General features: G+C 45.0%; 17 protein-coding genes. 12 read left to right on the top strand and 5 right to left on the bottom strand.

Annotation, left to right across the window (positions count from 1 at the left end; genetic code table 11):
• Positions 1-22: 22 nt before the first annotated feature.
• From T426_RS0119680 to T426_RS0119670, 3 genes are all read left to right on the top strand, one after another.
• Positions 23-1435 carry an NADH-quinone oxidoreductase subunit N gene (locus tag T426_RS0119680; RefSeq protein WP_027586168.1) on the top strand — a complete coding sequence of 471 codons (1413 nt, stop codon included), beginning with the start codon at positions 23-25 and terminating at the stop codon, positions 1433-1435.
• Positions 1436-1445: 10 nt separating this feature from the next.
• Complete coding sequence (locus T426_RS24460; RefSeq protein ID WP_051539177.1) at positions 1446-1709, top strand: hypothetical protein; 264 nt, start codon at positions 1446-1448, stop codon at positions 1707-1709.
• A 113-nt stretch (positions 1710-1822) separates the two neighbouring features.
• On the top strand, positions 1823-2233 hold the full coding sequence (locus tag T426_RS0119670; protein WP_027586167.1) for a hypothetical protein: 411 nt from the start codon (positions 1823-1825) through the stop codon (positions 2231-2233).
• A gap of 132 nt (positions 2234-2365) precedes the next feature.
• On the opposite strand, the gene T426_RS0119665 is transcribed toward T426_RS0119670, so the two are convergent.
• The 5 genes from T426_RS0119665 to T426_RS0119645 form a co-directional block, all read right to left on the bottom strand.
• Positions 2366-3112, bottom strand: coding sequence for a GNAT family N-acetyltransferase (locus T426_RS0119665; RefSeq protein WP_025865879.1), 747 nt, complete (start codon positions 3110-3112; stop codon positions 2366-2368).
• Positions 3109-3558, bottom strand: a complete 450-nt coding sequence (locus tag T426_RS0119660) for a DMT family transporter (RefSeq protein WP_025865880.1) — start codon at positions 3556-3558, stop codon at positions 3109-3111. Before T426_RS0119660 ends, T426_RS0119665 begins: the two co-directional genes overlap by 4 nt.
• Before the next feature lie 12 nt (positions 3559-3570).
• The gene (locus T426_RS24455; protein WP_025865881.1) at positions 3571-4248 is read right to left on the bottom strand and encodes an NAD(P)H-dependent oxidoreductase; all 678 of its coding nucleotides are present in this window, start codon (positions 4246-4248) and stop codon (positions 3571-3573) included.
• 129 nt (positions 4249-4377) lie between these two features.
• Complete coding sequence (locus tag T426_RS0119650; protein WP_025864998.1) at positions 4378-4980, bottom strand: Crp/Fnr family transcriptional regulator; 603 nt, start codon at positions 4978-4980, stop codon at positions 4378-4380.
• Positions 4981-5008: 28 nt separating this feature from the next.
• Positions 5009-5353, bottom strand: a complete 345-nt coding sequence (locus T426_RS0119645; RefSeq protein ID WP_159103341.1) for a YrdB family protein — start codon at positions 5351-5353, stop codon at positions 5009-5011.
• Between the two features lie 234 nt (positions 5354-5587).
• On the opposite strand from T426_RS0119645, the gene T426_RS0119640 reads away from it, so the two are divergent.
• From T426_RS0119640 to T426_RS0119605, 9 genes are all read left to right on the top strand, one after another.
• Positions 5588-7378 (top strand): glycoside hydrolase family 31 protein, encoded by a 1791-nt coding sequence (locus T426_RS0119640; RefSeq protein WP_081782476.1) that lies wholly within the window; start codon positions 5588-5590, stop codon positions 7376-7378.
• Between the two features lie 9 nt (positions 7379-7387).
• Complete coding sequence (locus T426_RS25355) at positions 7388-8386, top strand: alpha/beta hydrolase family protein (protein WP_051569038.1); 999 nt, start codon at positions 7388-7390, stop codon at positions 8384-8386.
• Positions 8387-8416: 30 nt separating this feature from the next.
• On the top strand, positions 8417-9139 hold the full coding sequence (locus T426_RS25350; protein ID WP_025865002.1) for an SGNH/GDSL hydrolase family protein: 723 nt from the start codon (positions 8417-8419) through the stop codon (positions 9137-9139).
• Between the two features lie 264 nt (positions 9140-9403).
• A complete protein-coding gene (locus T426_RS24445; protein ID WP_082229568.1) occupies positions 9404-10291 on the top strand; it encodes a DNA/RNA non-specific endonuclease in 888 nt (295 codons plus the stop codon).
• 100 nt (positions 10292-10391) lie between these two features.
• Positions 10392-11936, top strand: coding sequence for a sensor histidine kinase (locus tag T426_RS25345; protein ID WP_025865003.1), 1545 nt, complete (start codon positions 10392-10394; stop codon positions 11934-11936).
• Positions 11929-12609, top strand: coding sequence for a response regulator transcription factor (locus tag T426_RS0119620; RefSeq protein WP_025865004.1), 681 nt, complete (start codon positions 11929-11931; stop codon positions 12607-12609). Before T426_RS25345 ends, T426_RS0119620 begins: the two co-directional genes overlap by 8 nt.
• Positions 12610-12730: 121 nt before the next feature.
• On the top strand, positions 12731-13105 hold the full coding sequence (locus T426_RS0119615; RefSeq protein ID WP_027586166.1) for a hypothetical protein: 375 nt from the start codon (positions 12731-12733) through the stop codon (positions 13103-13105).
• Between the two features lie 25 nt (positions 13106-13130).
• Positions 13131-14246, top strand: coding sequence for a glycoside hydrolase family 2 protein (locus T426_RS24435; protein ID WP_051569036.1), 1116 nt, complete (start codon positions 13131-13133; stop codon positions 14244-14246).
• Position 14247: 1 nt separating this feature from the next.
• Positions 14248-15234 carry a hypothetical protein gene (locus tag T426_RS0119605; RefSeq protein WP_027586165.1) on the top strand — a complete coding sequence of 329 codons (987 nt, stop codon included), beginning with the start codon at positions 14248-14250 and terminating at the stop codon, positions 15232-15234.
• Positions 15235-15414: the final 180 nt, after the last annotated feature.

Raw genomic sequence — 15414 nt, 5'->3', positions numbered from 1 at the left:
AACAACGGAATACAATTGAAAGATGATTAACGAATCAATAATTATACTGCGTTTTGAGTGGCTAATCGCCCTGATGATTGTGGTGCTGTTTGTGCTAAATCTCATGGGGGTTGACAAAAATCCAAAACGCTTCATGAACATCGTCAATGCGATGCTCGTCATCAACTTTGTGGCCGGATTCATTCCCATTAAAGACGGTTACCTGTTTCAGGGATTTTATCATACCACAGCGCTGATTGTACTGGAGAAAAACATACTGAACCTGGGATTAATGCTGATTGCCTTTTCGGCGAAACAGTGGATTATTGAATCGAAACGGCCGGCAGAGTTTTTCATACTCATGTTTTCCAGTGTGCTGGGAATGTATGTGATGCTTTCCAGCGGACACATCCTGGTATTGTACCTGGGACTGGAGCTGTCGTCGCTGCCACTGGCTGCACTGGCGGCCTTCAACACCGACAGTCGAAAATCGTCGGAAGCAGGTGTTAAATACATCTTGTCGTCTGCCTTCTCTACCGGAATTACCCTTTTCGGGATTTCATTGTTGTACGGAGCAGTTGGTAACCTGGGATTTGACGCCATCATTCAACACATTCACGAAGATGCGCTGACGTTGACGGCATTTGTCTTTATCCTGGCAGGTTTCTCCTTCAAGATGTCCATCGTTCCGTTCCATATGTGGACGGCCGATGTATTCGAAGGAGCTCCGACACCGGTGACCAATTACCTGGCAGTCGTTTCGAAAGGTTCGGTGATTTTCATTTTCATTACGGTACTGTACACCGTGTTCGGGAAACTGGAGAATGCCTGGCTGCTGGCTATCAGCGTCCTTTCGGTGCTGAGTATGACGGTGGGAAACATCTTCGCTTTGCGGCAGCAAAACCTCAAACGATTCCTGGCCTTCTCGTCCATCGCTCAGGTGGGATTCGTATTGGTCGGTATCGCCGGCGCTTCCAATATGGGAACCGATTCAGTGGTTTACTTTCTGGTGATATACCTGCTGAGCAATATTGCGCTCTTCAGCATTGTCGAAGCCATTTCAGACGAAACAGGTAAAGTGACTATCAGCGATTACAAAGGATTGTACAAATCGAATCCGTTTTATGCCATCATTTTTACGGTCGCATTGTTTTCGCTGGCTGGTGTACCACCAACAGCCGGATTCTTTGGTAAACTGTTCCTGCTGACTTCCGGAATGGGATCGGGAATGTATGTGTTACTTGGATTTGCGACTATCAACCTGGTGCTTTCGCTGTATACTTATTTACGTGTAGTGAAGGCGATGTTCATCGATCCGGAAGAAGAACGCATGCCACTCATCAAGAAGAGTGTGCTGACCAATTTTGTACTGGCAGTTTGTCTGATCGGTATTATTATTCTTGGCTTCGCCGGAGTATTCTATCAATACATCGACAGCATCAGTTCACAACTTTAATTGTAAGGTTATGGCTATTAATACACATCACCAGGTTGGTGAAATCAATAATAAACGTTGCTCCATCGTCGAAAAGTCGATTACTGCAGAACGTGTCGGTTTTCTGAAATCATTGCTCACATTCAACGGCTACGAAGTCGAAGTGGCCGAAAAACCGGACGGCACGTTCGACTTAGGGGTTACTGATATTTTATTCAATACGGAAATGGCTCTATATGGCCGCTATTTGAGAACAAAGGAAAGGAAAGTTGTTACACCCGAAATGTGGAGATAACCGGCTGCAAGGCCTGTTGTCTCCCTTTTCCCAGGAAAAGCACATGAGGTTGGTTCTACCCGGGCAAACGGTTCAGAATCAGACTTGATGGTGACCGGAATGTCTTAAGTAGTATGGCCTTATGTGTGTTCCGGAAGGGATGGCTTTGTTCGTTTATACCCGTTCTTCCGTCCGGCAGAGGTGCCATCCGCTGTTTTGTCAACATTGTCGCGGAGGAAGACACTGAAAGAGCCGGGGAAAACATCGAAAGAGCGGAGGAAGACTCTGAAAGAATGGAGGAAGACACTGCTAACGTGGCGGAAGGCATTACCGAAGCTGAGAAGGACATCGCCAGAGTAGCGGAAGACAACGAAAGAGTTGAGGCAGATATGGAAAAAGCAGGGAGTGACATCCCGGAGCCGGCGAACGATATTACCCAACCTGAGGAGAACCCCGAAAGACCTGCGAATAACGCTGCTGACCTTATTTACGGTATGATTTTCCCATTACGGTTGATGTCGAAGCAACCGATCCACCGGCCGTAAGCCGGGCAACCTTCGGTCAGTGCGTTGCTATTCCGGAAGTCGGCTACGCAGTATTGCTTCTTCCCGACGAGTTTCTCTCGCATATGATAGCGTTCGCTCCGTTGCCGGGGCGTTATCATCAAATACTGCAGCTCATTTCTCTGGTGAGAGAATATAGTTTTTCATCAGGAATTGTTCGTCAAAGCCCAACTTCAGGTACAAGCCTTTGCCCATTGCCGAAGCCTGCAGCGTGGCGTATTCTGCTCCATCATGAATGGCTTTGTTGAGCACGAATTTCATGATTTCTTCCGCCAATCCTTTTCTGCGCATCTCGGGAATGACACCAACGCCATGAATGCCGGCAAACTGATCGGTTTGAAAAAGAATGGCCGTTCCAACCGGTTGTTCTTGTTTTAACGCCAGAATATATTCGATTGAGCTCATCGTGTAGAGCAATGTTTCTTCAGTGATGCGATAACCAAAAGCGGATGGATAAATATTGGCCCACTTTTTCGCGTCGACAGGGTTAGATACCACTTTGAAATCAAGTTTGTTTTCCAGCGCGAAAGTTTTTGTCAACGGCATCGACATGGCCACTTGTTCAAATGTTTTAGTAAAACCGTTATCTTCCAGAATTTGGTTGGATTGGCTGTGGTATATATCCCGGTAGGGAATGGTGAAACGGGTGTTCGAAGAGCCTAGCTTCTCCAATGCTTTTCTCACGCTTACCTGCGTGACATCTTCGTGGAACCACAATCGGTTGGGCCATTCGGAGTTTCCGATTTCGGCATAGTCAAATATCTCTCCGGCAACATTTCCCCGGAAGGGAGTTGCTGCTGTTTTCCATAGGGAGGTAAGATTCTCCCAGTTGGCTTTTATGAGGTTTTGTTTATTTTTCATTTCAGGTTGATTAAAAGAATTCCGGTAATCATGGACAATACGCCCAATATACGTTTTATCGTGATGGGTTCAGTCGGCAGGTCGAACCAACCAAAATGGCCGGCAATAACAGCAAATAATAATTGCCCGCACAGTCCCAACGATATCATAGTGGAGACCCCCAAACGGGGAATGGTATAATAATAAATGCTGATTCCCAGTACACTGAAGAAGCCTCCGGCAACCCATAAATAGGAAGGGATTTGCCTGATGTCATTCCAGGCCGGCATCTCTTTCGCGCTAAGCAACAAAAAAGTGACGGCGAAAATCATGCTGCTGAAAAAGGCTGTGACCGAAGCCAGCAGCGGATTTTTCAGCAACACGCCCAGATGAGCATTCAGGCTTCCCTGTATCGCGAGGAATATTCCTCCGACAAACGCCAGCAATGGCAAAAATAACTGATTCATGGCAATAAATAATTAGCCTCGTTCCGGTTCACCTGCCATTACTTCCACCAGTTCAAAATCGCCCAGATATTCAAATAAATTGTCGACTGACTTTCTGATTTTGGGTTGGTGTTGGTTGGCATCGTCTTTGGAACGATAACCAAGGGCTGCAATGACTGAAGCATGTAAGCCCTGCTCTGTGAGCCCCAGAATTTCATTGTATTTTTCGGCTTCAAATCCCTCCATGGGACAAGCATCAATCTTCAATTCGGCACATGCGGCCAACAAAGTTCCCATGGCCAGATAGGCCTGTTTGGCTGTCCAGTAAAGCTGCTCTACATCCGATTTTTCTTCCATTTTTACTTTCAGAAAATCGCGGTAGCCGGTCAACTCATTCTGACTTCTGTTCTGAATCTGTGCCGTTAATTCTATGAACTCGTCGATGTGTTTTGTTTTCACGGAAGTATAGTTACAAAAGACGACCAGGTGCGATGCATCCGTTATTTGGCGTTGATTCCAGGAAACAGGTTTTAGTTTGTTCCTCAAAGACTGGTCTTCAATAATCAAAACCTTGTAAGGTTGAAGTCCGTAGGCTGAGGCCGATAAACGGACGGCTTCTTTTATTTGTTCCAGATCGTTGTTTGATATTTTCCGGGAACTATCGAAGTTTTTGGTAGCGTAACGCCACTTCAGGTTTTCTATTAATTTCATCTTGCTTGTTTTACGTTTAAATTCCTGATAACCGCGTGTAATAATCGAGGCATTGATTGAAATAAATAGAATCGATTCTGGAAACAAAGGTATGAGGGCATGGCGAGCCTCGCATTTACATATGTTGATTCAGGAATTTTTTTTCAGATCTTTTCTGATCCGACTGAGTTGGGTAGGCGTAATTCCGAGGTGTGAAGCAAGATGACGTTGAGGAATTCTTTTATCAATATCGGGATGTTGCTGAAGTAATTTGATATATCGTTCAGTCGCAGTTTCCATCACCAATGAGATTTCCCGGGGTTCTTTGTCCATCACCCAGTTCTTTTCAAGGTAGGCAATATAGAAGTCTTTTAAATCTGTTTGCTGGTCAATCAGTTCCCGGTATTTTCGGTAGTTGATGTTGATCAGGATGGTGTCTTCCAGGGCTTCCAGTGTAAAGTTGGAGGGCGTTCTTTTCATTAACGAAATGGTCGAGCCGGCGAAATCGTTCTCAAGGAAAATGTTTTTGTTGTAACTGTTTCCCTCATCATCGGTATAGTAAGCTATCAAAGCGCCGCGACATATAAAATGAAGGTTTCTGGCAACCTGACCATTGTGCAGTAAAACCTCGTCTTTTTGCACGGTTTGGAACTCAACCAAAGACTCAATCAATTGCCATGAATCCGGACTCATCGGCGCATAGCTTTCAAATTTTTGTTTGAAGCTCTTCCTGAAGTTGTCGAATTCATCCATGGCATTTCCCTTTTCAGATTAAAAATAATCAATAATCCTGTTTCCAAAGGTAAGCGAGACTCACATTCAAAATCGTGATAACCGCAAAGGACAAAGCCCAAACCAGATGACCGGAAGCATAGGCAAAGAATACCGCTAAAGCCATCATCGCCAGTTTGAAGATGGTTCGGGCCGGGTTTTTCAATCGTCGTTTGGATTTCGGTGCAGCCCAGACGCCCCAAAGTAAAATGATAACTGCCGGGATAGCGACGACGAAAACATATCTCATAAAACTATTTTCTCCTTGTTGAAATCCCCAGAGACCAGCCAGAATGATGAGTCCCAGTTCGAGCAGAAATGAAACCAGCAGGTTGATTTGTTTGATGAAGTTCATGAAAAACGGAATCCAATTAAGTGTAACGAAAGGAACAATTGTATTATAGATAGGTTCGTTTATCGGTTTCGATATTGAAATATTCATGTCCCGGCATGAATCCAGAAGAGGATAATACTGATGGGCTAAAAGCGTGTTGAAGATGAGAAATATAACTGAACCTGACTGATGTAAAAAGCTATTACAACAGCATAAAAAAGGATTCCCAGCTAAATCATGAATAAAAACATTTCAATGAAAGAAATTTTGACTCTACTAATTGCCGCATTGGCAGTTTTTCAATCCTGTTCACCAAAGCAGCATCCCGCCACCTCTGGAGTTGCAACCCAAAGTTTAAAAATTGATTCCAACCTGGTCGTTCCTCCCGCATGGGCGTTCGGCGTATTGTACGGAGGGTATACCAACCAACAGCAAACTATTCAGCGCATCAAAGACATCAAAGCGCACGATTACCCGATCGATGCCTATTGGATTGATTCGTGGTTCTGGAGCTTTGATAATCATGGTAAAGGTCCCAAAAAATATATAGACTTCGTGGCTGATACCACGGCTTTTCCCAATCGGAAAACGATGTGGGATTTTATGCAAAAAAACGATATCAAAGGCGGATTCTGGGTTTGGGACTGCATACAGAAAACAGGCAACGAAGCGGCCTTCAACGATTTTGAAAAGCGGGGGTATTTTTCAAAGGTATTCACGAATACGGATACATGGCACAATGCCGGAACGACGACAGCCATGTTTAATACCACGAAAAGTAAAGTAGCAACACCTACCGGGAATATCGATTTCGACAATCCGAAAGCGGTGGCTTACTTTCAAAAGCGAATGAAACACTTTTTCGACGAAGGTGCCGACTTTATCAAGCTCGACCGGACGTCGAAAATCAGCGTTTGCAAAGCGATGTTTGAGATGACGCAGAAATTCGGCAAAGAAACCGAAGGACGGGGTTTCATCCTTTCGCATACCGGAGGTACAGACAGTCCGACCTACGAACGTTATCCCGCCAAGTGGACGGATGATACCCGTTCGGACTGGACCGTGGAGAAGCCGACTAAGGAATTCAATTCATGGGTTCCCCGCGTGGCATTTAAGGAAAACATTGCCATGTACACCGATACATCGAAGGCGACCAGCAAAATTCCGTTTCTCACTAACGATACCGGCGGTTTCGACATGGGAAAAACCGACAAATTGGACAATGAACTTTACATCCGGTGGATGGAATTTTCCATGTTCTGTCCCACTACCGAGGTTTTCTCGCAGCCGGAAAATCCTACGTCCAATCTGGCCTATCTTTATTCGGAGCAGGCCGATACGCTTTTCAGGAATTATGCACACCAGCGGATGCAACTTTTCCCGTACATCTACACCTACGCGTTGCGGAGCCGGCTGCAGAGTCAACATATGATTGGTAAAATTCCGGGCCATTTGTATGAATTCTTGTTTGGCAACGAAATGTTGGTTGCCCCGGTGTACGTGCAGGGAGCCCTTTCCCGGAAGGTATTCTTCCCGGAAGGAACCTGGATTGACAAGGTAACGGGTGAAAAATATAAAGGGAATCAGGAGGTCGAGGTTGCGGCACCGTTGGAGAAGATACCGGTGTTTGTAAAAGAAGGGGCGATTATTCCTACCCGGAATTATGCGCCAACCATCGAAAGCGGGAACAACGATACCCTGACGGTCGATATTTATCCGTCTACCGAAGAATCGGGGTTTACGATGTACGAAGATGATGGCAAAAGTAATGGTTACCTGAATGGTGAAATTGCTTCTACAACCTTCTCCGCCAGCAAAAGTGATGACCGGATTAATTTTACTATCTCATCTGTAGTAGGCAATTACAAAGGCATGAAGCCGGATCGCTACTGGCGCTTGGTTTTCCATGATGTATCGCAGCCGCGGAATGTGACTGTCAACGGAAAGGAAGCTACCGGCTGGATGTACGATTACGAAAACAAAACGATTACCGTTCGCCTGAGAAGTGCTAAGCAGAACGGTAATCAAGTAAAAATTAAACTTTAATCGACCGGAATGATGAGTATACGCCGAATTATTTTTTACGGATTACTGCTAACCTTTACACTGATCGATGGAACAGCCTTCGGGCAAACGAAGAAAGAACCCAAATGGGATAATACGCTGAATAAATCGTGGCCTTCCGGATTTCAGGTTGTCAGGATTCAGTCGTCGGCTGACGGAACGATGCAACCTGCCGTTTTTCATTCGGCTACCGGAAACGAAAAAAAGCCGTTGATTGTGTCGCTGCACACCTGGAGTGGCGATTACACACAAAACGATCCGCTGGCTGCGCATGTTCTGAACCGGAACTGGAATTACATTCATCCCAATTTTCGCGGCCCGAACAATCATCCGCAGGCTTGCGGAAGTCCGTTGGTGATTTCGGATTTGGAAGATGCTATTGACTACGCCATTCAACATGGGCAGGTCGACACCAGCGAAATCCACATCATTGGTGTTTCGGGGGGCGGATATGCCACATTGCTGGCCTTCATGGAAATTCACCGGAAGGTGAAAAGCTTTTCGGCATGGGTGCCAATTTCGAATGTTGCCAGTTGGTACCGTGAATCAGTGGCCCGGAAGAACAAGTATGCCGGTGATATCCTGGCATCAACATCAAAAGGGAAGAGTCTCGATGTGGCAGAAGCCAGGAAACGTTCCCCGATTTTCATGAAATATCCGGACAAAGAGCGCGAAGGATCCCATCTGTTCATTTATACCGGAGCCAATGATGGTTATCTCGGCTCGGTGCCAATTACGCAATCCATTTTATTCTACAATAAGCTGGTGAAAGAGCGTTCCCGGCATCCCGAAAAGTATCTGGTTCCCTGCAAAGACATCGTTACGTTGCTGGCCGAGCGCAGTTTCCCAAAACCGGCCATTCCACCGACCATTGGCGATCGCAAAATATATTACCATAAATCATACAAAAACATCCATTTAACCGTGTTCGACGGGCGGCACGAAATGTTGGACAAGGTGGCACTGGATTATGTCCCGGTAGGAAAATAAGAACAATGCATTTGAAAGATTGACTGAGTTATGAAAGTAAAAAAGACAAATCCTGTATTTCGTATTGTTATTCTGATGGTTGTTATGATGCTGCCGGCTTCGTTGTTTGCACAGAAGCCCGGTTGGTTAACCATTGGTGATTCGAATGGCCATGGCCCGGATGCCTGGCCGGCTCAACTTCAACGGTTGCTGCCATCGGTGGAGATTGTCAACCATTCTATTCCTGGGAATACAATCGGTTTCGATAATTTGGGACAAAAGCGGTTGAATACCTTGCGTAATATTCACCAATACCTTCAGGAAACCGAGGAAACATTGAATGGAAAGGCTCCGCAGCATATTCTCGTCTGGCTGGGAACCAATGATGCCAAAAAGGTGTTTGCCCAAAGGCAGGATGAAGTGAAAACGAATATGGAGTCGTTGATTGACAGCATCCGTACTTATTACCTTACGCGGAACCAGAAAGCTCACATTACTTTAATCTCGCCTCCGCCGATGAGTCCCGACTCCTGTATTCTCGAAAAATATCATGGCGGAGACAAGCGGTTGGCGGATATTGTAAAAACTTATGCAGGCATTGCTAAAGAGAAGCAGTGTCATTTTATCAATATCTACCAGCCATTTCACCCCGTTTTTCAAGCCATGAATAAGGATGGGGTTCATCTTATCCCGGAAGGAGAATACATTGTTGCCCGGTATATTCTTCTGCACATGGATATCCCGGAGTCGATGAAACCGGGACATTCAAAATAAAATTCCATGCCTTCCATATTACACCGCAAAGAGGAGATCGTGTATTTCGTTTTTGCGGTTTTCTTTTTCCGCAAGATATTTTGCTTTATCAGGTACTGCCAGTTAAGTTATTAGCTTTTTATAGTAACCGAAAAGCTTCTCTTTTCCATAAAATCTGCAATATTCAGAGTGATCATTCGTTGTTTTACTGAACATATTAATATGGGTGGTTTGTCAAAGGACGAAGCCGGAACCAATTGATTAGATGAATCTCAAATGATAACAATGAAACGATTGCTGGTAAGTATTTTATTGATGTTGCCTTTTACTGGCTGGGCACAGACTTTTCTTCCTTTAAGTACAGGCGAAACGGTAAAACACACCTACTATACCTTGTCGTATAATGAATCGAAAGAACAGGCCAACTGGGTGTATTACCATTTGACTGCGGCAGATGTGCGTGGTAAAGAATCACGGACCGATGATTTCAGGCCCGATCCGGAAGTGAGAACGCGTTCAGCCTCTTTGGCCGATTACAGCGGTTCCGGCTACGACCGGGGACACCTTTGTCCGGCAGCAGCCATGCGCCTCAATCATAAATCGATGTCAGAAACGTTTTACCTGTCGAACATGTCGCCGCAGAAGCCGGATTTCAACAGGGGAATCTGGAAGAAACTGGAAGCGCAGGTACGAAGCTGGGCGCTGATGGATGGTGATATCTATGTAGTTTCCGGCCCGATTTTCAAGAACGATCTCGGCGTTATTGGTCCCGACCGGATAACTATTCCCGGTTTTTACTACAAAGTGGTATATGACCCGCATGGGGCACAGAAAATGATTGCTTTCATTCTTCCGAATGAAAAAGGAACGAAAACGCTGCCGGAATATGTGGTTTCGGTAGACATGGTGGAAGCAATGACCGGCATTAATTTCTTTTCTGAATTGCCCGACAGTATCGAAAATAAACTGGAGGCAGCCGTAAACCCGGGCGCCTGGTCGTTTTCTTCAGCTACAACATCAACCTATACCGCCAGTTTACATCACCAATCAAAAGCAAGTACAACAAAGGCAACAACCTCCAGACAGTGTCAGGCCATTACCAAATCGGGTAAACGATGTTCTCGGAAAGCTGAACCCGGTTCGAAATATTGCTGGCAACATCAGAAAAAGTAATTAGAGGGTAGGAGACATCAGTCGGAAAGTATTCCGTCACCTGAAAATTCCCATTGATTTAATATCTTTATCAGGTTTCTGATAAACTGATAACAAGCCGATGATCCGAAGGGTAGCCAAAATAAGCCTGGTTTTGTTAGTCATAGTTGCGTTGCCCCTGAGCTTTTATCTGGTTCGGGAGTTCTCAACCTTGACTAAGAATGAGCAAATGGTTCAACGTGTATTTAGTACGCAGTTGGAATCAATCCTCTATTCGGTCAATCAGTATTCCGAAAATGTGGTTCATCAGTGGCGCCAAAGTTTGGATCAACCCGTGGCACCCGACGGAGATGTGGAGAAAGGATTGGTCAACAATCTTTTTCAAAATAACCGTTCCGTTTTGGCTATTCGCTTTTTGGATTTAGCATCACACCAGGTTGAGGCTGAGTACTTCAATAATAACAAGGCTATTCATATTGACGAATGGCCGTCCACTGCAGAAATTCAAAAGCTCCAGGACTATCTGAAATCGAATTATCAGCGTGTTGACACGAAGATGATGACAGACAGTACACTGATGCTTTATTTCCTGTCAAAAAATAGGGAAGGAGAGCATGTCTGTCAGTTGGTGATCAATCCACGGACATTTGTCTTGCAAACCATGAGTCCGCAGATACAACAGATAGCACAGAACCTTTTCTTTATCAGTATTTCTGATTCCACATCGGGAAGCGTGGTTTACAGCACCGAAGACAATACCGAATTAACCGGGAAGGTCGAGAAGGAAAAAATGTGGTACATTCCCGGTTACGAGTTGGGAATCAGGTTGAAGGCGAAAACGTTGGAAGAATTAGCATCCGAACGCACACAGCGAGATAACTACATGTTAATTGGATTGACCATTGTAGTGCTGCTGGGACTCTATTTTGTCATCTGGAACATCCGCAAAGAGATGAAGTTGGCCGAATTGAAATCGGAATTTGTTTCCAATGTTTCACACGAAATACGAACGCCATTGGCTCTCATAAGCATGTATGCCGAAACCTTGCTGTTGAAGCGGGTGAAAACTGAAGCTAAACAGGAAGAATATCTGCATACCATTCACCAGGAGAGTGGCCGGTTAACGGATATTGTCAACCGGATTCTCAACTTCTCGCGACTGGAGAAAAACCGGCTGAAATACCAGTTCTCGGTGATCAACCTTGGGGAATTGGTTCCCGAAATTATGACGTCGATGAAGTCACACTTGGAGGCTGCACAGGTAGAGTGCCGTTTTTCGTCGCAAGTTGATCAAGCCTTGGTGTATGCCGACAGTGACGTGGTGAAAACGATGTTGGTGAATTTAGTTGACAATGCTATTAAATATAGTGCTGAAAAAGACAAGAAAATTGGTATTCGCTTGGTGAAGAAAACCAAATCCGTTTGGGTTGAAGTGGAGGACAACGGTATTGGTATTTCACCTAAAAATCAGAAGCATGTCTTCGAACAGTTTTTCCGGGTAACCGAAGGCAATTTGGCCCACAAAGCCAAAGGTTCGGGATTAGGACTGAACCTGGTGAAACGAATGATGAAGGCACACGGCGGCAGTGTAGCTCTGCGAAGTAAGCTGGGCGAGGGGAGTACATTCATTTTAAAATTTCCGGTAAAAAAACAGAACCATGCCTAAAATCTTGATCGTTGAAGATGAAGAAGCCATGCTGATTGGCTTGCGCGATAACCTGGAGTTTGAAGGTTACGAAGTGGATACGGCCAACCGGGGTGACGAAGGTTATAAAAAACTGCAAGCAGGTTCCTACGACCTGGTTTTGCTGGATGTAATGCTTCCCGGTATGTCGGGATTTGATGTGTGTAAGAAAACCCGTGCGGAAGGCAACGACACACCTATCATCTTGTTAACAGCCCGTGGCGAAGAGCTGGATAAAGTGCTCGGCCTGGAGCTGGGGGCCGACGATTACGTCACCAAGCCGTTCAGTTTGCGCGAACTTCTGGCCCGCATCAAAGTCATTCTTCGCCGGACGGCAAACGTTAAACAGGATGATTCATTGCAGAAAGTAACCATCGGACAACTTCAGGTGTCATTCGATGATTTTGAGGCTTGGCTAAACGAAGAGCCGGTGAAAATGTCGTACAAGGAATTTGAGATACTGCATTACCTGTACCGGCATGCCGGAAGGATTGTTTCGCGGGATGATATCCTCGATCAGGTTTGGGGGATGGATTACCAACCGATAGCCCGTACGGTAGATAATTTCATTGTCCGGTTACGGAATAAAATCGATAGCGATGAAAGCCAGCATATCGTTACCGTTCATGGCATTGGCTATAAATTGGTGCTGTAACTTTCCCCTGTGACATTTCTGTGACAACTTGTGGCATCTTATGACTTGCGTTTGACAGCGGGGTTACATCGGGGCTTTTACTTTGTGGTAGTTAATTACAAAACAGTAAAAGTCCTAATCGATGAAAACAAAAACAGCACTCTTAACAATCGTTACATTTTTAATGATGACGGGTCTTACTTTCGCCGGGGAGACGGGATTAAGCATGGCCAAAAAAAATCTGACGAATGACATCAGGGAAAGCTTCCAACAGGAGATGAGTAACTGGAAAAACTACTTTTACGAGAACGATATAAAATCTCTAAAAGAGAATATAACTATTACCTTTTATGTGAACGACGATCGTACGCTGAGACTTCTGCAGGTAATTACCAATGACAGCGATGCTAAAGACTATGTGAAATACATTTTTAGCAAGCAAGAAGTGAAAGCAGACCGGGGATTAGCAGGAGAGGCTTATACGTTCAATCTGTATCTGCGCTATACCGCGCATTGATTCAGTTGATCGTTCGAAGTTTCGAATGAAAGGAGTTTTTGAATATCTTGTACAGCAAATAATCACCATGATGACTGGTAAATTCTTAGTTGCATATTTATTTCTTTTTGCAGTCGCAGGAGTTTTTAAGGCTGAGGCTTCGGATTGGAGGTCTCTGGTCGATTTACGAGGCAGTTGGTTGTTCACAGTGGGCGATGATCCGGTTTGGGCAACTCCTGCGGCTGATGTGCATGATTGGGATAAGATTTATGCTCCGCGTGCCTGGGAAAACTACTATGAAGGGTATAACGGATATGGCTGGTACCGCAAGAATTTCAGTATCCAAAGCCTGCCGGCTACAGGCTCTGTAATGCTCTTCTTAGGATACATTGATGACGTGGATGAGGTATTTATTAACGGGAAAAAGGTAGGACAGACGGGAAAATTTCCACCGAACTATCGGACAGCCTACAACGTAGAAAGGCAATATATTGTGCCAGTTTCGTTGCTTAAAAGAGAAAACAATGTGATTGCCGTTCGTGTGTTCGACGAAGCTTTGGACGGAGGAATCATCAGGGCCGATCGGTTCGGCTTGTTTTACGACCGCGATCAGGCGATGATGAAAGTGGATTTAAGCGGAACATGGAAATTCAGTATCGATAATTTTGGTAACATGAACAGCCCGGAAACAGACGACAGCAACTGGGCTGACATATACGTCCCGATGAGATGGGATAACCAGGGATATGGCGATTTTGACGGAATAGCCTGGTATCATAAACGTTTTTCGCTACCCGAATCGTTGAAAGGGCGGGAACTATATCTCGTGCTCGGAAAGATCGACGATTTTGACAAGGTATATTTGAATGGAGAAAAAATAGGAGAGGTTGAAGATTTACCAGGCTATTCCCGATTTCACCAGGATAGAGCATGGCAGTTGTATCGCATTTATAAAATACCGTCGGATTTGCTGAGAAACAAAAACCTCATTTCGGTTGAGGTGAGGGATATTGGTTGGAATGGAGGAATATACGAAGGCCCTGTGGGGATTATAACCGGGGATGAAGTGAAAGCCCTGAAAGAGAATATTCAGCGGTACAGCAATGGTGATGATGATAGTTGGCAATCAATTTTGCGAAACCTACTCCATTTGTTCGATTAGCATGAAGAAGATTATCACCATACAATGGATAGTGCTTCTGATTTTTGTAGGAAGCTTAAAAGCCTCTGCCGCGGCATTCGGCCCAATGGAGCAAAGCCTGAACGGAATGTGGAAATTCCGGATAGGAGACAACATGGATTGGGCATCGCCGAATTACGATGATTCCGGATGGAATTTGATTAAAGCGCCTGCCCGTTGGGAGAATCAAGGTTATAATGGGTATGACGGATACGCCTGGTACCGGATTTCACCCATTATATCGGCTTCCATGAAAAACCAATCGGTTATCCTGGAGATGGGGTATATTGATGATGCTGATGAAGTTTATTTCAATGGTACCCTAATTGGCAAAACGGGGGCGTTTCCACCGCATTTTGCAACTGCCTATACCGCATTACGGAAATATCAGGTACCCGCTGAACTGATTCGTTTTGGCGAAAAGAACGTAATTGCCGTTCGGGTATACGATGCGCAGTTGGACGGAGGGATCATTGCCGGCAATTTGAAAATATATTCTACCGGATTTTTGCCACGGTTCGATATCAACCTGGCAGGAAAATGGCAGTTCAACAAGGGGCGGTCATACAGTGAGAGTCGTGCGCGGCCGATTCATGTACCGGGCGCATGGGAAAACCAGGGATACTTTGGTTACGACGGTTACGCTGTTTACGCAAAGAAAATTGAGGTAAGTAATGAGCTGGCTTCCCAGCGATTGGTCTTGCTGGCAGGTCGCATCGACGATGCCGATAAGCTTTACATCAACGGAAAATACATTGGACAAACAGGGCAATTTGGTGAATACAATGGTAATATATACCGGGAGTTTCGGAACTATTTTCTTCCTCCCAATACCTTGGAGCCAGGAGAGAACCTGATTGAAATAAAGGTGTACGACTCGGGTGGAGACGGGGGAATTTACGAAGGTCCGGTTGGAATTATGACCCAGAAAAAATTCAGAGAATACTGGAAAGCAAAGCGAAGAAACTAGTTTTTGCGAATAGAGCGAGGATTAGATTATCATGGTTCGAATAGCAGGTTGGAAACGACCTGCTATTTTTTTTCTGAAAGTCAAAAACAAAATTCCGAAATATGTAAATGATTTAATCGTCTGGTTATCTCAAATGAGGTCAGTCCGTCAAGAATGAAAAGCAGAATTGTCAGAGCGAAA

The sequence above is a fragment of the Prolixibacter bellariivorans ATCC BAA-1284 genome, from assembly GCF_000621705.1.
GTDB lineage: Bacteria > Bacteroidota > Bacteroidia > Bacteroidales > Prolixibacteraceae > Prolixibacter > Prolixibacter bellariivorans.
Note: the sequence above shows the minus strand (reverse complement) of the source record. Positions and strands in the feature narration are given on the sequence as shown.